The organism is Patescibacteria group bacterium (assembly GCA_026415775.1).
GTDB lineage: Bacteria > Patescibacteriota > Minisyncoccia > UBA6257 > JAAZHW01 > SKW32.
Genome location: JAOAGL010000001.1, coordinates 1 through 16,851, shown reverse-complemented (window position 1 = coordinate 16,851; position 16,851 = coordinate 1). Strand labels below are relative to the sequence as shown.

Annotated in this window: 18 protein-coding genes and 2 tRNA genes; 18 read left to right on the top strand and 2 right to left on the bottom strand. The window is 30.3% G+C overall.

Annotated features, from left to right (window positions below; genetic code table 11):
* The first annotated feature begins 6 nt into the window (after window positions 1-6).
* The 4 genes from asnB (at window position 7) to N2692_00085 (ending at window position 4,611) form a co-directional block, all read left to right on the top strand.
* Window positions 7-1,695 (top strand): asparagine synthase (glutamine-hydrolyzing), encoded by a 1,689-nt coding sequence (gene asnB, locus N2692_00100; GenBank protein ID MCX8015709.1) that lies wholly within the window; start codon window positions 7-9, stop codon window positions 1,693-1,695.
* Window positions 1,679-2,464 carry a glycosyltransferase family 2 protein gene (locus N2692_00095; protein ID MCX8015708.1) on the top strand — a complete coding sequence of 262 codons (786 nt, stop codon included), beginning with the start codon at window positions 1,679-1,681 and terminating at the stop codon, window positions 2,462-2,464. The genes asnB and N2692_00095 overlap by 17 nt, the downstream gene beginning before the upstream one ends.
* Window positions 2,465-2,600: 136 nt before the next feature.
* Window positions 2,601-3,416: a class I SAM-dependent methyltransferase gene (locus N2692_00090; GenBank protein MCX8015707.1), complete on the top strand. Its 816-nt coding sequence runs from the start codon at window positions 2,601-2,603 to the stop codon at window positions 3,414-3,416.
* The gene (locus tag N2692_00085; protein ID MCX8015706.1) at window positions 3,406-4,611 is read left to right on the top strand and encodes a glycosyltransferase; all 1,206 of its coding nucleotides are present in this window, start codon (window positions 3,406-3,408) and stop codon (window positions 4,609-4,611) included. Before N2692_00090 ends, N2692_00085 begins: the two co-directional genes overlap by 11 nt.
* Here N2692_00085 and N2692_00080 read toward each other — a convergent pair.
* Window positions 4,578-5,681 (bottom strand): glycosyltransferase, encoded by a 1,104-nt coding sequence (locus N2692_00080; protein ID MCX8015705.1) that lies wholly within the window; start codon window positions 5,679-5,681, stop codon window positions 4,578-4,580. The genes N2692_00085 and N2692_00080 overlap by 34 nt on opposite strands.
* An 81-nt stretch (window positions 5,682-5,762) precedes the next feature.
* On the opposite strand from N2692_00080, the gene N2692_00075 reads away from it, so the two are divergent.
* Window positions 5,763-6,788 (top strand): AI-2E family transporter, encoded by a 1,026-nt coding sequence (locus N2692_00075; GenBank protein MCX8015704.1) that lies wholly within the window; start codon window positions 5,763-5,765, stop codon window positions 6,786-6,788.
* Between the two features lie 47 nt (window positions 6,789-6,835).
* On the opposite strand, the gene N2692_00070 is transcribed toward N2692_00075, so the two are convergent.
* Window positions 6,836-7,354, bottom strand: coding sequence for a hypothetical protein (locus N2692_00070; protein ID MCX8015703.1), 519 nt, complete (start codon window positions 7,352-7,354; stop codon window positions 6,836-6,838).
* Between the two features lie 46 nt (window positions 7,355-7,400).
* Here N2692_00070 and metG point away from each other — a divergent pair, with 46 nt between their 5' ends.
* From metG to N2692_00005, 13 genes are all read left to right on the top strand, one after another.
* Window positions 7,401-8,879 carry a methionine--tRNA ligase gene (gene metG, locus N2692_00065; protein MCX8015702.1) on the top strand — a complete coding sequence of 493 codons (1,479 nt, stop codon included), beginning with the start codon at window positions 7,401-7,403 and terminating at the stop codon, window positions 8,877-8,879.
* A gap of 4 nt (window positions 8,880-8,883) precedes the next feature.
* Window positions 8,884-9,708: a TatD family hydrolase gene (locus N2692_00060; GenBank protein MCX8015701.1), complete on the top strand. Its 825-nt coding sequence runs from the start codon at window positions 8,884-8,886 to the stop codon at window positions 9,706-9,708.
* Complete coding sequence (locus N2692_00055) at window positions 9,705-11,117, top strand: phospholipid carrier-dependent glycosyltransferase (protein MCX8015700.1); 1,413 nt, start codon at window positions 9,705-9,707, stop codon at window positions 11,115-11,117. Before N2692_00060 ends, N2692_00055 begins: the two co-directional genes overlap by 4 nt.
* 4 nt (window positions 11,118-11,121) lie before the next feature.
* A complete protein-coding gene (locus N2692_00050) occupies window positions 11,122-11,478 on the top strand; it encodes a diacylglycerol kinase family protein (protein MCX8015699.1) in 357 nt (118 codons plus the stop codon).
* A gap of 148 nt (window positions 11,479-11,626) precedes the next feature.
* Window positions 11,627-11,699: transfer RNA gene (locus N2692_00045), tRNA-Lys, on the top strand.
* A gap of 13 nt (window positions 11,700-11,712) precedes the next feature.
* Window positions 11,713-11,994, top strand: coding sequence for a GIY-YIG nuclease family protein (locus N2692_00040; GenBank protein ID MCX8015698.1), 282 nt, complete (start codon window positions 11,713-11,715; stop codon window positions 11,992-11,994).
* Window positions 11,953-12,046 (top strand) — tRNA-Lys (locus N2692_00035). Before N2692_00040 ends, N2692_00035 begins: the two co-directional genes overlap by 42 nt.
* Window positions 12,047-12,103: 57 nt before the next feature.
* Window positions 12,104-13,399, top strand: a complete 1,296-nt coding sequence (gene secD, locus N2692_00030) for a protein translocase subunit SecD (GenBank protein MCX8015697.1) — start codon at window positions 12,104-12,106, stop codon at window positions 13,397-13,399.
* A 5-nt stretch (window positions 13,400-13,404) separates the two neighbouring features.
* On the top strand, window positions 13,405-14,310 hold the full coding sequence (gene secF, locus N2692_00025; protein MCX8015696.1) for a protein translocase subunit SecF: 906 nt from the start codon (window positions 13,405-13,407) through the stop codon (window positions 14,308-14,310).
* Window positions 14,311-14,321: 11 nt separating this feature from the next.
* Window positions 14,322-15,629 (top strand): exopolysaccharide biosynthesis polyprenyl glycosylphosphotransferase, encoded by a 1,308-nt coding sequence (locus N2692_00020; protein MCX8015695.1) that lies wholly within the window; start codon window positions 14,322-14,324, stop codon window positions 15,627-15,629.
* A gap of 75 nt (window positions 15,630-15,704) precedes the next feature.
* On the top strand, window positions 15,705-15,983 hold the full coding sequence (locus tag N2692_00015; protein MCX8015694.1) for a hypothetical protein: 279 nt from the start codon (window positions 15,705-15,707) through the stop codon (window positions 15,981-15,983).
* Entirely contained in the window at window positions 15,980-16,360 is a 381-nt protein-coding gene (locus tag N2692_00010; GenBank protein MCX8015693.1) for a hypothetical protein, read from the top strand. The genes N2692_00015 and N2692_00010 overlap by 4 nt, the downstream gene beginning before the upstream one ends.
* Before the next feature lie 43 nt (window positions 16,361-16,403).
* Window positions 16,404-16,851: alanine--tRNA ligase-related protein (locus tag N2692_00005; GenBank protein MCX8015692.1), on the top strand; the 448-nt coding region annotated here is incomplete at its 3' end.

Sequence of the window (16,851 nt, the reverse complement as noted above, 5' to 3'; positions counted from 1 at the left end):
TATTATATGTGCGGAATAGCAGGTGTTTGGTCAACAAATCCAATCAAATTACAAGAGAGGTATGTAGAGAAAATTCTTGAAAAACAGATTCATCGTGGTTCTGATAATATTTCTAAAATAACTATTGATGATATCACATTAGGGCATAATCGTTTGGCAATCATTGATTTAAGCGCTAACGCTAATCAACCATTTATTTCCCAATGTGGCAGATACGCCATTGTTTTTAATGGGGAAATATATAATTATCTTGAGTTAAAAAATGAAATCAAAAATAAATTTCATTATTCTTTCAAAACAAATAGTGATACAGAAGTACTCCTAATTTCTTATATATTTTATAAAGAAAAATGTTTAGAAAAATTAAATGGAGCATTCGCGTTTGCTATATATGATAAGAAAGAAAAAATATTATTTTGTGCTCGTGATAGGATAGGAGAGAAACCGTTTATTTTTAGTGAAAATTCATCCGGCTTTTATTTCGCTTCAGAATTGGGTGCGTTGTTTAGTATAGGTATATTTTCTTCAGAGGAAGATAAAATAGGTATAGCGTACAGTCATCTAAGAAATTTTTTACACATCCCCGAACCTTTTACAAAATATAAAGAAATAAAAAGATTAGAACCCGCCCATGCAATCATAGTAAAAAATAAAAAGATTATAAAAAAATGGTGCTATTGGTCGCCTTCTTTTTATTATGATCCTAAGATTACTAAAGAAGATTTGTGTGCAGTTATTGATGATGCTGTTAGAATAAGGGAAAGGGCAGATGTTGATGTTGCTGTTTTGTTAAGCGGAGGTGTGGATAGTTCTATTGTTGCGGGATTAATGTGCAAACACGGCTTGAAACCCTCTGCGTTTAGTTTAATGGCAGATGCAGAAGAATTGAATCGTGCAAAAAAGGTAGCTAATTTATTTAAGATCCCTTTACATATTTGTTATTATGAAGAAGAAATAGAAAGAAAATTTTATAACAAAATGACCGAAATTTATGGTGAAAACATTAAGCTATTTCCGTTGGTTCATGCAGCAAAACTTTTTAGTGATATTAAAAAAAATGATATTAAAGTGGTAATGACAGGCAATGGGGCTGATGAAATTTTTTATGGATATGATAATGCATATAAACAACTTATTTTTTCAGATTTTGTAAAAATGATAGAGATTTTTCCTAAAAAGATTTTGAAAGTTTTAGAAAAAATCTCCTTTTTTAACAAACAACTAAAAATTTTATTTAAATTGGCTCAAATAGAAAATAAAAAACGCAAAGGTTTTTTATATTTAGAAGAATCAAGAAAAAAATTTGAATATGATTATAATTTTAATGAATTGATAGATTACTGGGCCAATAAAGTGGAAACAAACAATTATATAGATATATCCCATTGGTTAGCATTAATTACTGAAAATAGTCATTCTATTACTATTATAGGAGATTTGCCCGCTATGATGTTTGGAATTGAAACTCGATCTCCATTTCTAGATTATAGAGTTATAGAAATGGCTTTTAAAATAGATCCTCATAAAAAAATTAGAAGGAAATACGGAAAAATTTATAATAAACTAATATTAAGAGAAGCATTTGAATGGTTATTGCCAAAAGAAATTTTATATGCCCCCAAAAAAGGTTTTGGTTTTGGTCTTAATAATCTAACTAAACAATTTTTTGATTTTTACCATGACTCCTCGGTTTAGTATTATTACTCCCACGTTTAATAGAGCAGATATAATTAAAAATGCTATTGAAAGTATTATTTCGCAAACGTTTATAAATTGGGAAATGTTAATTATTGATGATGCTTCAAATGATAATACAAAAAAAATTGTAGAGGAATATATTGCAATTGATAATCGTATAAAATATTTTTCATTTTTGAAAAATGTAGGTCCAAATATAGCAAGAAATTTTGGTATTCTTCGAGCTTCTGGAGAGTGGTTGGTTTTTTTAGATTCGGATGATTCATTAATGGCAGATGCCTTAAAAATTATTAATCAGTATATAAATAAATTTCCCAATGTTTCTATTTTTTTGTTTAATTGTAGAGATTTAGTTGGAAATATTCCAATAAATATAGCCGATTATGAGGGGCCGGTTTCCTATAAAGATTTTTTATGTGGGAAAATAAAGGGTGAAGCTTTGACGGTGGTAAAAAAAGATTTGTTTTTGCCAATAATGTTTCCTATTAATATTAGGGGCGGTGAATCAATAGCCTGGATAAAATTGTTGAAAAAAAATTCTTGCGGATATTTTGTTAAACATGTTTTGAGGATATATAATAATAAGAGAGATGATAGATTATCAATTAAAAAGAATAATTTTGAAAGAATATATCAAGTTCATAAAGAATTTTTAAAAAATTTTTATAAGGACTTATTAATGTGTTGTCCTTTTGTTCTGATTATTTATTTTATAAAATTAATCATTTATCGGATTTTGTGTTTATTAAAAAAATTAATAAATTAATTCTATGAATTGCCCCATATGTAATAATAATAATCTAATAAAAAAAGAAAATTACACATCGAATTTTAATAATAAAAATTACGTATTATATGAATGTAAATTTTGTGCGTGTCAATTTTGGGAGCCACTAAAGATGATGCCAGAATTTTATATACAAGAAGGAGATATAACTTATAAGTTTTTTCATTATGGTTTAGGAATTTTACAACCTTGTCAAAAGATTTTTTTAAAAAAATTAAAAAGATATCGAATCCAATTCTTTGGCAATAGAAAAAAATTAACGGTTCTAGATATTGGATGTGGAGATGGAACATTTTTGTTAGAGCTTTGCAAAAGAGGATTAGATGTGTGGGGTATAGATCTGGATAAAAAAAGTATTGAAGCGGCAAGGAGATTAGGTTTAAAAAATGTATATGCATTATCACTGGCTGATTTTTATAAATTTATTCCAAATGTAAAATTTGATATTATTACTATGTTTGATGTTTTAGAACATCAGGATAGCCCCAAAGATTTTTTGTTGATTATTAAAAATCTTTTAAAACCTGACGGATTAGTTGTTGGTTCAGTGCCTAATAGAGATGGTACATTCATATATTTTTATAGAGGAAAAATTGATAAAACAGATTTGCCCCCCCATCATTTTTTGCGATTTTCTAAAGATTCTTTAGAAAAAATTTTAAACATTAATGGTTTTCAATTAAAATTAATAATGGACAAAATTTTAGAAGAAATTATTATAAATATAGAAACTTTAATTACTGGACAAAAGGGTAATCGTTTAAAAATCAAAATAAGAAAATATACGTCTTCAACTAAAAATTTAAATTTAATGAAAATAATAAAATTTTTTAGACAAATAATTTTTTTTCCTATTGCATTTATAGTTAATTTATTTGTAAGGGGCAATCATATTTATTTTGAAGCAATACCTCAAAATAATGAAAAATAATGCAACTTTTATCTTAATTAATTCTTTAGGCGGTGGCGGAGCGGAGCAGATTGTTTTAAATTTATCTAATTCGCTAGATTTCGAAAAAATTATTTTATTGGAAAATGAAATAGTTTATAAGATTAATCCTGGAAAAATAATAATTTTATCTAATTACACCAGAAAAACCAATTCTTTTTTAAAATACCTGTCTATGCCTATTTATATATTGAAATTGCTCCGCTTTATTAAAAAATATAAAAATAAAAAAATTACTATTCTTTCTTTTTTAGAAAGGGCTAATTTCGTAAATATTTTTTTAAAATTTTTTATTAAACACAAATCCATTGTTTCGGTTCATATAAATTTGATAGATGGTTACGCGGGTTTTAGAAAAATAATTCACCCTCTTATTAAATTTTTTTATTCTCGTGCCGATTTAATAATTGCTGTTTCAAACGGAATTAAAAAAAGTTTAGAAGCTCTTGGTTTGTGTTTGGATAATATCAGAGTCATATATAATCCTCATCAGATTCAGGAAATAATTAATAAGAGAAATGAATCGATGGGAAATTATGGAATAATTTTTAAAAATCAAACAATAATTAATAGTGGTAGATTGACAGAGCAAAAAAACCAAAAATTTTTATTAGAAATATTTAAATTATTAAAAAAAGAATATAAATCTTTAAAATTAGTAATTTTAGGCGATGGACCTTTAAAAAAAAATCTTATTTCTTTATCAAAAGCAATGAATTTAAATGTTTTTGTAGACGATTCAGATGTTTTGTCAGACAAATTTGATGTTTATTTTTTGGGATTTCAAGAAAATCCATTTAAATTTATTGCACGTTCAGATGTTTTTATTCTTACTTCTTTGTGGGAGGGATTCCCAAATGTAATAATTGAAGCTCTAGCTTGTGGCACGCCGGTTATCTCATCAGATTGTAAATCTGGTCCTAGAGAGATTTTGGCTCCCAACTCAGATTTTTCTTATCAAACTGATAAAATTGAGTTTGCGGATTATGGTGTTTTATTGCCAGTCCCAAACGAAAATAATGATACTATTGAATATTGGGTTAATACTATAAAAAAATTTTTAGAAAATGATGATTTAAGAAAAAAGTATTCAATAAAAGCAGAGGAGAGAGCCAAAGATTTTGATTTAGAAAAGATTGTTCCTCAGTGGGAAAAATTACTAGAAGAAGATGAATAAAAAATATTATAATTTTTTATCATTTGTGAGATTATAAAGTTTATATTTTCTTTTTTTGCTGATGTATACGAAGAAATTTTTTCGAGAAAACCATTAAAATCATTAGGGAAAATATTTTCTTTCCCAACTATTTCTTTATTCCCTCCTACATCACTTGCTAATATGGGTATTTGAGCGAATAATGCTTCAATTAAAGTAAGTGATAATCCTTCATATCTTGATGGTAAAACAAACAAATCAAAGCCTTTCATGTATTGAGGGGCATTTTGTTTTTCGCCAAGTAAAAAAAATTTTGTTTCTAATCCCAACTTTTTAATTAATTTTTCATATTTTTTTCTTTCTGGGCCTTCGCCGATGATAATACAAATAGCATTGGGCTTTATTTTTAAGATTTCAGAAAAATTTTTTATCAAAAATTCATAATTTTTCGAATAATCTAATCTACCAATTGAGCCTATTACAAATTTATCTTTTATTTCAATGGATAAATTATTTGCAAAAAAATTTCGTGCTTCATCGCGTGATAAAAATTTTGGTTCTGGTATGCCATTGTAAATTACAGCGCCATTTTTAACTAAATGAAGTTTTTTGGCAGTTTCCAAATTAGCTTTACAAACAAAAACTGGTGTATCAATGAATAAAAGTAAAAATTTAAAAACAAGCCAATAAATAATTTTTAAAAAATAATTTTTTTTATAATTGGGGTCTAATATAGACAATCCGTGAAATGTAAATATATTTTTTGTTTTGTTTTTGGATAATTTGGCAGCGATAGCTCCGAAAAGAGTATTGGTGCTATTGAAATGGCAAACATCAAAACGATTATTATCCAGATATTTTTTAAATTCTTTAATAAAAAACAAATTATAAATGGGATTGTGTGTTCTTTTTAGCCATTTAAAATTAACAAAGTTAATTCCTGCTTTTTCTAAAAGATTTTTTAAATAATCTCCCTCACCAAAACCGACTGTTACTTCAACACTTTTTTGTTTTAATCCTTCAGCGAGCCAGTAAACAAAATTAGTTGCACCGCCGATATTTCCGTGGGTAATTAAAATTAAAACTCGCATATATTTTAATTATAAATTAAAAAGATAATTAATAAAATTTTTGACTTGCTTGTTTTATCTTTATTTTCTATAATAAAATCAATGCCAGAGGAGGTGAAAAAAATTGAGATATCGTGGATGAGTTTTTGGAGGTTGATTTTGCTAATTATTATTTTAGCGCTGGTTTATGTTTTGCGTTCAATTTTTGTAATGCTTTTTGTGGCGATTATTATTGCTGCTGCTTTTTCGCCGCTTGTTGATCGGCTAGAAAAGAAAAGAATTCCGCGTTTTTTGGGTGCGGCGGCTATTTATCTTTTCATTTTAATTTTGCTCGCTATTGTTTTATATTTTTCTTTCCCGATTGTTTATGAACAGATTTTAAATATTGGCAGTTTATTGCCGGGTTTTTCAGAAAAAATCTTAGGTTCGGCCACCACCTCGCAATTAGGAGAAAAAATTTTGGATTTTCTAACAACTTATCAAGGGTCTTTGTTTGAAGATGCGGGAAAATTTTTTGCAATTTTGTTTAATTTGGGTGGTGGTATTGTTTCGGTGGTGACTGTTTTCTTAATTTCTTTTTATCTTTTGATTAAAAAGGATGGTGTGGCGGATTTTATTAAATTTGTTTTGCCAATAAGCATTGAAGAATCGGTTTTAAGAATTTGGTATCGTTCCAAGTTGCGACTTGGTAAATGGTTGCGTACCCAGATTTTGTTAAGTGGTTTTATCGGTATAATGGTTTTAGCGGCGATGTTGATTTTGGGCGTAAAGTATGCTTTTATTCTTGCTGTCTTTGCTGCTTTGTGTGAATTAGTACCAGTTGTTGGTCCAATTTTAGCAGGCATTGTAGCAACTCTTATTGCCTTAACTCAATCAGTTCCCTTAGCACTTTGGACTGCTTTAGTTTTTATTCTTATTCAGCGTCTAGAAAATGATATACTTATTCCTTTAGTAATGAAAAAAACCATTGGTTTTAATCCAGTGATTGTAATAGTAGGACTATTGATTGGCGCCAAATTAGGTGGGGTGGTCGGTGTTTTGATTGCCTTACCAACAATTATTGTTATTGAGGAAACAATTAAGGAATTAAATAATAAAAAGCAATATAGCCCTTTACCATTGCCATAAAAATTTATGATGTGAAAAAGCAAGGCCCGATTATCGGGCCTTGCTTTTTATTTCAGCAAAATAATTAATGCCGCTAAAAAAATGACTATTTGAGTGGCAATGCCAATGCTATTAGATGATTCAGAGCCATTATGTATCCAATGATGGAAGCGATAGTAAAGATTTTGGCTTTGGGTTTTAAATTCTTCCAAATCAGTTAAAGGATGTCCTTTAATAAATAAAAGAAAGTTTTTGTTGTGAAATAAATAAGAGATGAGATTCAAAAAATCCGGAAGAATTCCCAAAAATCCGCCGACCAACGCAGAAGTTATATTAAAGTTGTCAAAAGCCATCGCCCAGATTATAATAAAAGCAATTCCAAATAAGGTATCTAGTATCAAACTAAAAACGCTTTCATAAAAATTTTTCTTTTTCCAACCAGAAGAAATTCCGCGTAGTGAATAATCAGTGTGAGGCAGGGCATCTAATAGAAAATGAATTAAAAATGCCAAAGGATAGGCGATTAATTTATTGGGAATAATCTTAGTAATGGCGGCGCCGGTAATAAAATGAACTGATAAAATCATAAATTTGAAAATTTAAAAAGTTTAACTATTATCTATATTATTAATTATGCTTAAAAAAATTTATATTACAACCGCTATTCCTTATTCTAATGCTGATCCGCATTTGGGTCATGTTTTAGAATTTATTCAAGCTGATTGTGCAGTGCGCTATCAGAGACTTAAAGGAAACGAAGTTTATTTTTTAACTGGCGTTGATGAAAATAGTTTAAAAAATGCTTTGGCTGCCGAAAAAGAAGGTATTTCACCAAAAGAATTAGTAGATAAAAAAGCGCAAGTATTTAAAGATATTTTGAAACTTTATAATATAAGCATTTCTGATTTTATTCGAACCACTGAAAAACGCCATTTTGAAGGGGTAAATAGATTTTGGAAAGCAGCAGAGAAAGATATTTATCAAAGCGAATATCAAGGATTATATTGCACGGGCTGCGAAGATTATTTGAAAGAAGAGGAATTAATTGATGGTTTATGTCCGAATCATAAACAACCTCCTCAATTAATTTCCGAGAAAAATTATTTCTTTAAACTTTCTGGTTATCAACAGAAATTAAAAGAAATTTATCAGGATAATCAAATTGAAATTGTTCCGGAAACGCGCAAGGCAGAAATAGAGAATTTTATTGGAGGTGGGTTAAAAGATTTTAGTATTTCACGCTCAAAAGAGCGAGCGCATAATTGGGGCATTATAACTCCCAATGATGACTCCCAAGTAATTTATGTTTGGTTTGATGCTTTGTGCAATTATATTACTGCTTTGGGCTATGCAGTAAATTCTCCTCTTTATCGCGCTTGGTGGGAAGATGAGTCTACCCAAATCTGGCATTTTATTGGGAAAGACATTACGAAATTCCATTGTATTTATTGGCCAGCAATGCTTTTGTCAGCAGGAGTGCGTTTGCCTAATAAAATTATTATTCATGGTTTTATTACTATTGAGGGCCAAAAAATGTCCAAATCGGTTGGTAATGTAATTGATCCAGTTGAATTAGCGAAACAATTTGGAGTAGAAACTATTCGCTATTATTTATTAAAAGAATTTTCTTTAGCTCAAGATGGCGATTTAACCATTGCTAATATAAAAGAACGTTATGATAAGGAACTAGCTAATGGACTGGGTAATTTGTTAAATCGTGTTGTAGCATTAATTGAAAAACAAGGTGGGAAGATAAAGATAGAAAGTAATTTATTGAAAAATGATATTGATGAGGCGTGGCAAAAATATGATGAGGCAATGCTTGATTTTCGATTTAATCAAGCTGCCGAAGCCTTTCTGCAATTAATTAGTAAGGCGGATGCTTTTATAAATCAAACAAGAGTTTGGGCTATTGAAGAAGAGCAAAAGAAAAATGAAACTTTGAGCAGCTTGTGGATGATTTTGATTAATTTATCAGATTTAATTTCTCCCTATCTTCCCGAAACAGCTATTAAAATAAAAAATTCATTAGGAGCAAACAACGAAGTTAATTTTTTGGGCAAGGAATTTATTGTTAAAAGAATTCCGCCACTTTTTCCGCGTTTAAATTAAAACAATGAAACCATATTTAATTGATTCTCATGCACATTTGCAATTTGCCGCTTTTGATAATGATAGAGGGACGGTAATTGAGAGAATGAAACAAAAAAACATTTGGGCGATTAATATTGGCTCAAATTTTTTATTTTCACAAAAAGCAGTAGAATTAGCTGAAAAAGTTGGTTTTTTATACGCTGTTATCGGTCTTCATCCTATTCATCTTTTTGAATCTCAGGATTCAAACGAAGGAAAAACAGAAATTGAATTTTTTGATAAAGATAAATTTTTAACATTAATAAAAAGTAAAAAAGTAGTGGGAGTGGGAGAGTGTGGTTTAGATTATTTTCATAATCATTCACTAGAAGCTAAAGAAAGACAAAAAGAAGAATTTAAAAAACAGATTGAATTTGCCAATGAAATTAAAAAACCTCTGGTTTTACATTTGCGCGCTTACAAAAATTTAGATGCTTACTTTGATGCTTTAGAGATTTTAAAACAATATGGTTATAACGAAGCTGCTCGCAATAGTGGAGTAGTTCATTTTTTCTCAGGCGATTTAAAAATAGCTGAAGAATTTATTAAGTTAGGATTTTATATTTCTTTTCCTGGTGTCATTACTTTTACTGATGCTTATGATAAAATTATTAACTCTTTGCCTTTAGAAAAATTATTAGTTGAAACGGACTGTCCCTATGTGGCGCCAGTTCCTTATCGCGGCAAAAGAAATGAACCAATTTTTGTAGAGTTTGTAGCGGATAGACTTGCCAAAATTAAAAAAATATCTTTAAATAAAGTTGCTGAAATTACCACGGAAAATTGTTTTAATTTATTTCAATTATGAAGAATTTAATTAAATTTTTTCAGAAAGAATGGGTATTGATTGGGATTTTAATTATTTTGACTGCCACAACAAGAATTCCTTATTTTGGATACCCCGACGAGGTGGTTTTTGATGAAGTTTATTTTGCGCAGTGGTCAACTAATTATTTTAAAGGGACATTTTATTTTGATATTCATCCGCCATTGGCAAAAATGATTTTGGCAGCAACAGGAAAAATTTTTGGTTTAAGCGAAACAAACAATACTGATTTTTCCCAGATTGGTAATAAATATAAAGGAGATTTTTATAAGTTATTTAGAGGAGTAGAAATGTTTTTTAGTTTAATTTTAGTTTTGACTATTTATGGGATCGGCAAGCGATTATTTTATAATAAATGGCCAGGCTTTCTAGCTTCGTTATTAATTATTTTTGACAATGCTATTTTGGTGCAATCGCGATATATCTTTACCGATATTTTTCTTTTGGCTTTTGGCGCTTTGGGTATCTATTTTATTTTGCGGCTGAGAGAATATAAAAAATTGGATTCAAATTCTTTTCCAGAATTATTTTTAGGCAGTTTATTTTTAACTGCTGGCGTTTTAGTGAAATGGACGGCTTTAGTTTTTATGGCTGTCGGTATCTTTCTTTTATTTTTAGATAGAGCTTTCGGTAGACCTCATAAAATTAGACTTTTTATTAAAGAATTATTAATAATGTTTGCTATTTTTATTGTAGCTTATTTTGGTGTTTTTGCTATTCATATTTTAAGTTTGCCTTATACTGGCGGGCCAAATCATGATGGATTTTTGACTCGTGAGTCACAAAGCGCTTTATTGGGTAATCAATTTTACGGCAAATACGAACCGCCCAATTTAATTAAAAGAATTATTGAATTAAATACAAAAATGTTTGCTGCAAATGCTGCTATAAATGCTAAACATCCTTATAGTTCAAAGTGGTATACGTGGCCAATTATGTATCGTCCAATTTTTGAGTGGCATAAATTAGTTGATGATAACAATAAAATACATGCCAGAATTTATTTAATCGGCAATCCGCTGATTTGGTGGTTGGGCTTATTGTGTGTTGTTTTTGTTGTTCTCGCTTTAATTTACGAACTGCGTTTTAAAGATAAAACAATTTATTTTCGGCCTTTATTAGTTTTGGTTTTCGGCTACCTTTTAAACCTTTTGCCTTATATTTTTATTACTCGACCCGCTTTTATCTACCATTACTTTCCATCACTTATTTTTATGACTTTAATTAGCGGATTTTTGTTGTGGTTTTTCTTGCGCAAAAAACCTCTGGTTTTAATTGTTATCTTTATTATTCTTATTCAATCTTTCTTATATTTCGTGCCATTAAGTTATGGGTTGCCATTAACTGAAAATCAGTATATTCATCGATTGTGGTTGCCGACATGGCGGTAAAAATATGTTTCAAAAATTAATTAAAAGCTTTTCTTTTGCAATTGATGGATTAAAAGAGGCGGTGAAAGGCCACAGTTTTCGTGTGATGCTTTTTATTGTTGTGATAACAATTTGTTTAGGATTTTTATTAAAAATTTCTTTGTTTGAGTGGATAATGATAATTTTGAGTATGGGATTAGTTTTGACTTTGGAAATCATTAATACTGCTTGGGAAAGAAGTTTTGATTATTTAAGACCAGAGATTAATCCGATTGTGAAAATAGCAAAGGACTTGGTGGCTGCAGCAGTTTTTCTCGCTTCATTAACTGCTTTGATTGCGGGTATTTTAATTTTTTTGCCAAAAATTCTTGAAATTTTCTAAAAAAAAGTTATTATTTAATTATTAAAAATTTTATCCCCCCGTAACTCAATTGGTACCTGCCTGCCGGCAGGCAGGGAGTAGCTGCCTTTTAAGCAGATTCAGATTTTAATTATTGCCGGCGATTAGAAGTTGTTCTTAAAAATTTTATCCCCCCGTAACTCAATTGGTAGAGTAGCTGCCTTTTAAGCAGAAAGTTGCAGGTTCGAGTCCTGCCGGGGGGACTATCAAGAAATTATGTTTTTTGTTTACGCTATCCAAAGTTTAAAAGACGGCAAACTTTATATTGGTATCTCACAAAATCCCCAAAAGAGATTAAAACAACACAATTCGGGTATGACTCCCTCTACAAAGGGTAGGCGACCATTTATTTTAGTTTTTGAAGAAGCATGTGAAAATCGTTTAGAAGCGCGCCAGAAAGAAAAATTTTATAAATCTGGTTATGGTAGAGAATTATTAAAATTAAAAATTCAACAACGTAACTCAATTGGTACCTGCCTGCCGGCAGGCAGGGAGTAGCTGCCTTTTAAGCAGAAAGTTGCAGGTTCGAGTCCTGCCGGGGGGACTACCAAAACAAAAAATTGCTTGAAAATAATTTATTTTGAGTTAGAATGAAAATAATTTTTCTATGAAAGAAAATTCGAGAAATTTAATTTTCGTTATTATCGTTTTGATTTTGGCAATTCTCATTGGTCTTTTTGATTATGGCCAATTTAATTTTTTGCCCAATTGGTTTAAAAAACCCTTTCGTTTGGGCTTGGATTTAAGCGGCGGTACGCGTTTGATTTATGAGGCTGATTTGAGCCAAATTGAGCTTAAAGATAGAGATTCCGCTATGAATGGTTTGCGGGATGTAATAGAGCGCCGAGTAAATTTATTTGGCGTAAGTGAACCACGGGTTGAAGTTGTTAAGGTAGGCGATGATTATCGCTTAAATGTTGAATTAGCAGGAGTGAAAGATATTGCTACGGCTATTCAAATGATAGGACAGACGCCTTATTTAGAATTTCGTGAACAGCGACCTAAAGAAGAGACAGACAAAATTTTAGAGGAGCAAAAAAATAATAATGCGGATTATGCATTTGTTGACCCTTATTTTGTACCATCTCAACCTTTATTAACTGGTAAATATTTAAAAACGGCTCGTTTAGATTTCAATCCGCGCACATACGAACCGATGGTAAGTTTGGAATTTAACGATGAGGGTACAAAAATTTTTGCCGAATTAACTAAGAAAAATGTAGGAAAAATTTTAGCGATTTATTTAGATGGTCAACCAATTTCTTTACCCGTTGTTCAAGAAGAAATTGAATCTGGCCAAGCTCAAATTACGGGTAAATTTACTGCTGAAGAAGCGAAAAAATTAGTTGAAAATTTAAATGCGGGCGCTTTGCCTGTGCCAATTAGACTTATTTCGCAACAATCTGTTGGTGCAACTCAAGGTGAATTCTTTTTGAATTTAAGTATTAAGGCTGGGTTTATTGGATTGATTGCGATTATTGTATTTATGATTTTGATGTATGGCTTTCTTGGTTTTGTTGCTTCTATTGCTTTGATTATTTACACCATTATTAACCTAGCCATTTACAAAGTAATACCAGTTACTCTGACATTATCAGGTATTGCTGGTTTTATTCTTTCGGTTGGAATGGCGGTTGATGCTAATATTTTGATTTTTGAAAGATATAAAGAAGAATTAAAGCGCGGTTTAGAAAAAAAACGAGCTTTGATGGAGGGTTTTCGCCGCGCTTGGCCTTCAATTCGCGATTCTAATATTTCCTCAATAATTACCTGTTTAGTTCTTTATAATTTTACCAGCTCAATGATTAAAGGATTTGCTTTGACATTATTGATTGGTGTTTTGGTGAGTATGTTTTCAGCGGTAGTTCTTACTCGGTCTTTTTTGAAGGTTTTTATTAAATAAAAAATATGATTAATTTTATTCAAAAAAGAAAAATTGCTTATACGATTTCTGGAATATTAGTTCTAGCTTCGTGGATTTTTTTGATAGTGTTTGGTTTAAAGTCAGGTATGGATTTTATTGGTGGATCTCTTTTGGAGTTAAAATTAAATGGAGCACAAGTAGATTATAAGGTAATTGAAGATATTTATAAGCAATATGGCTATCAATCAATTTTAATTTCTCCCCATGGTGAAGGAGGATTAACAATTCGTTCAACGGATGTTTCCGAAGAAAATCATCAATTAATCATCTCTCAAATTAAAGAAAAGTATAACCAAATTGAAGAAATGAGATTTGAATCTTTTGGGCCGACAATAGGGAAGGAATTACGTAACAAATCTATCACAGCGATTATTTTAGTTATCGTTTTTATTATCATTTATCTTACTTGGGCTTTTCGACAGGTTTCAAGACCAGTTGCTTCATGGCGTTATGGCGTTACCGCTATTTTAGCATTAATTCATGATATTAGTATCCCTACGGGTTTATTTGCTTTGCTTGGTCATTTGAAGGGCATAGAAATTGATTCAAATTTTATTGTTGCCTTACTTGTTGTTTTAGGTTTTTCTGTTCACGATACCATAGTTGTTTTTGACCGCATTCGCGAAAAATTACGCACCCATCCAGGACTATCTTTTGAACAAGTGATTAACGAAAGTATCAATGAAACGATGCGGCGGTCTATTTTAACTTCGGCCACCTTGGTTTTAGTGCTTTTAACACTTTTAATTTTTGGACCGCTTAATCTTTTTTACTTTACACTTACGCTTTTAGTTGGAACATTTTTTGGAACTTATTCTTCTATTTTTATCGCCAGCCCATTGCTTTACGATTGGCAATTATTTTTGCAAAAGAGAAAAAATAAGCGATAATAGAGAAGAATATGCCCTTTGCGGAAAAAATTAGAAAGATTTTTTTGGTGATAGGCGATATCATCTGTTTTTACTTTTCGCTTTATTTAATGGCTATTATCAGAAATTTATCCGCTGATTATTTTGCTGTTCACTTTAAACTTTTTTCTTTAATTTTTTTGGTGTGGGTGTTTATTTTTTATGTCGGCCATTTTTATGAATTGACAACATTCAAAGAAAGAAAAAAAATAATTTCATCATTAATAAAACTTCAAATTATTAATATTTTATTAGCCATCGTCATTTTTTATCTTTATCCGATTATTACTCCCAAAACCAATTTGGCCTTAATCATTATTTTTTCTTCATTTTTTGTTTTAATCTGGCGTCTAATTTTTTATTCAGTTTTTTCAAAAAAAATAGTTTATCCGACAATTCTTTTGGGGAATAGCGAAGAATTAAAAGAGATAAAAAAACAACTAGAAGAAATGCCACATTGGGGTTATCGTGTTAAATTTCATTTTGAAAAAATAGAGGAAGTTAAAAATGAAGAGTTAGAAAAACTGATTCGAGAAAATAATATTAAAGTTATTGTTTCGGATGATTTGCTTTTACAAAAAGAACTCAAAGAAACCTTTCTTAAAATGATGTTTGAGAAAAAAGAAATTTATGATACTGCTGATTTTTATGAGATGATTTTTAAATGCGTTCCATTGCGGCTTGTTGATGAAAATTGGTTTCTAAATTATTTTAGTTTGAATCGTCAAAAAATTAGTTTGTTAGTAAAGGGTGTTTTTGATTTTTTGAGTGCTTTAACGCTTTTTCTTATTACATTACCATTTTGGCCAATAATAATGCTAGCGATAAAAGTTGATTCTAATGGTCCTGTTTTTTATTCTTCGTGGCGGGTGGGTCAAAAAGGGCAATTGTTTAAAATCTTTAAGTTTCGCTCGATGTATATTAACAACAATGATAATTCACGTTGGTCAAAAGAGAACGATAATCGGATTACAAGAGTTGGTAAATTATTGAGAAAATTACACATTGATGAATGGCCGCAGTTGATAAATATTATAAAAGGCGAAATGTCTTTTGTTGGGCCGCGACCAATTGAAAAAGAACTTTTTGATTTATGCGTTAATGCCGAGCCTCTTTATTATTTACGAAATTTAATCAAGCCGGGTTTAGCTGGTTGGGCGCAATTAAATTATCGTTATGCGGCTTGTTTGGAGGATGAATTGAAGAAATTTGAGTATGATTTATATTATATTCGAAATCAATCGTTGTTTTTTGATTTGGCAATTATTTTGAGGACAATAAAAATAATTTTTAATTTATAATATCTTGACCAAAATAAAAAAAATTGTAATATAAAATCAGCCTAAAATTAAAAATTTTAAAAGGAGGTTTTTAAAATGGATTTAAAAAGGGAAATTTATTTTCTTTCCCGCGAGATTTCTTTGCTAGAGGAGGAAATTGTACGAGCGGAATCGGAAAGAATTTTTTTGGCTAGAAGAGAAAAATTCGAGGGCGAATTAAGTAAATTTCAGTGGATGCATGATCTTTTTGAAATTAACGAAAAAATTAAAAAGTTGGAAGACAAAAAAGAAGAATTGCGGGAAAGAAGATTTGAATTAATCCGAAAGTTTATCTCTCGGGTTGAAGGAAAAATGAAAGAGGAGGTTGAAAGATGAAAAAAATGAAAAATCATCGGATGGAAAAATTGGCTATTCAGTTGGTTAGTTTACAGGACAGACGAGTGGAGCTTCAAAAAAAAGAAAGAAAAATATCGGAGACGTTAATAAAGTTAATGCAGAAAAAACAGAAGAAGGAGATAATTTTAGAAAAAGAGGATAGAGTGGTTAGGATGATCCAACCTGTATTATTAGAAATTAAGGTTGAAAAAATTTTTAAATTGATTCCCCTCAGAAAATTTTTACAGGTAGTTGAAGTGAAGGTGGGAGAAATTGAGAAAATTATAGGAAGAGAGAAATTGGAACAGATTGCTGAGAAAAAGGAAGGAAAAAATTTCTTGAGGATAGAGAAATTAAACAAATCAGTCCGCCCGTAGGGGCGGATTTTTCTTTTTTTAAAAAATGATTAGAATAAAAATTATGACTGGAAATGAGTTGAGGGAAAAATTTTTAAAATTTTTTGAAGAAAGGGGTCATAAAAGATTACCTTCGGCTTCTTTAATTCCTGAAAACGACCCAACGGTTCTTTTTACTACGGCCGGTATGCATCCTTTAATTCCTTTTTTGCTTGGGGAGAAGCATCCAGCTGGCAAGCGTTTGTGTGATGTGCAGAAGTGTTTACGGACTGATGATATTGATGAAGTGGGTGATGAAGCACATCTAACTTTTTTTGAAATGCTGGGTAATTGGTCGTTGGGTGATTATTTTAAAAAAGAGGCGATAGAATGGAGTTATGAATTTTTAACTTCGCCTCAATGGCTGGGTTTAAATAAAGAAAAATTAGCAGTGAGTTGTTTTGGTGGAGATGAGGTAGTTGAAAAAGATGTGGAATCCTATGAAATATGGAGGAATTTGGGCATACCAGAAG

Coding starts and splice junctions, on each gene's coding strand:
- asnB (MCX8015709.1), top strand. CDS start 7: ATGTGCGGAATAGCAGGTGTTTGGTCAACAAATCCAATCAAATTACAA.
- N2692_00095 (MCX8015708.1), top strand. CDS start 1,679: ATGACTCCTCGGTTTAGTATTATTACTCCCACGTTTAATAGAGCAGAT.
- N2692_00090 (MCX8015707.1), top strand. CDS start 2,601: ATGCCAGAATTTTATATACAAGAAGGAGATATAACTTATAAGTTTTTT.
- N2692_00085 (MCX8015706.1), top strand. CDS start 3,406: ATGAAAAATAATGCAACTTTTATCTTAATTAATTCTTTAGGCGGTGGC.
- N2692_00080 (MCX8015705.1), bottom strand. CDS start 5,681: ATGCGAGTTTTAATTTTAATTACCCACGGAAATATCGGCGGTGCAACT.
- N2692_00075 (MCX8015704.1), top strand. CDS start 5,763: ATGCCAGAGGAGGTGAAAAAAATTGAGATATCGTGGATGAGTTTTTGG.
- N2692_00070 (MCX8015703.1), bottom strand. CDS start 7,354: ATGATTTTATCAGTTCATTTTATTACCGGCGCCGCCATTACTAAGATT.
- metG (MCX8015702.1), top strand. CDS start 7,401: ATGCTTAAAAAAATTTATATTACAACCGCTATTCCTTATTCTAATGCT.
- N2692_00060 (MCX8015701.1), top strand. CDS start 8,884: ATGAAACCATATTTAATTGATTCTCATGCACATTTGCAATTTGCCGCT.
- N2692_00055 (MCX8015700.1), top strand. CDS start 9,705: ATGAAGAATTTAATTAAATTTTTTCAGAAAGAATGGGTATTGATTGGG.
- N2692_00050 (MCX8015699.1), top strand. CDS start 11,122: ATGTTTCAAAAATTAATTAAAAGCTTTTCTTTTGCAATTGATGGATTA.
- N2692_00040 (MCX8015698.1), top strand. CDS start 11,713: ATGTTTTTTGTTTACGCTATCCAAAGTTTAAAAGACGGCAAACTTTAT.
- secD (MCX8015697.1), top strand. CDS start 12,104: ATGAAAGAAAATTCGAGAAATTTAATTTTCGTTATTATCGTTTTGATT.
- secF (MCX8015696.1), top strand. CDS start 13,405: ATGATTAATTTTATTCAAAAAAGAAAAATTGCTTATACGATTTCTGGA.
- N2692_00020 (MCX8015695.1), top strand. CDS start 14,322: ATGCCCTTTGCGGAAAAAATTAGAAAGATTTTTTTGGTGATAGGCGAT.
- N2692_00015 (MCX8015694.1), top strand. CDS start 15,705: ATGGATTTAAAAAGGGAAATTTATTTTCTTTCCCGCGAGATTTCTTTG.
- N2692_00010 (MCX8015693.1), top strand. CDS start 15,980: ATGAAAAAAATGAAAAATCATCGGATGGAAAAATTGGCTATTCAGTTG.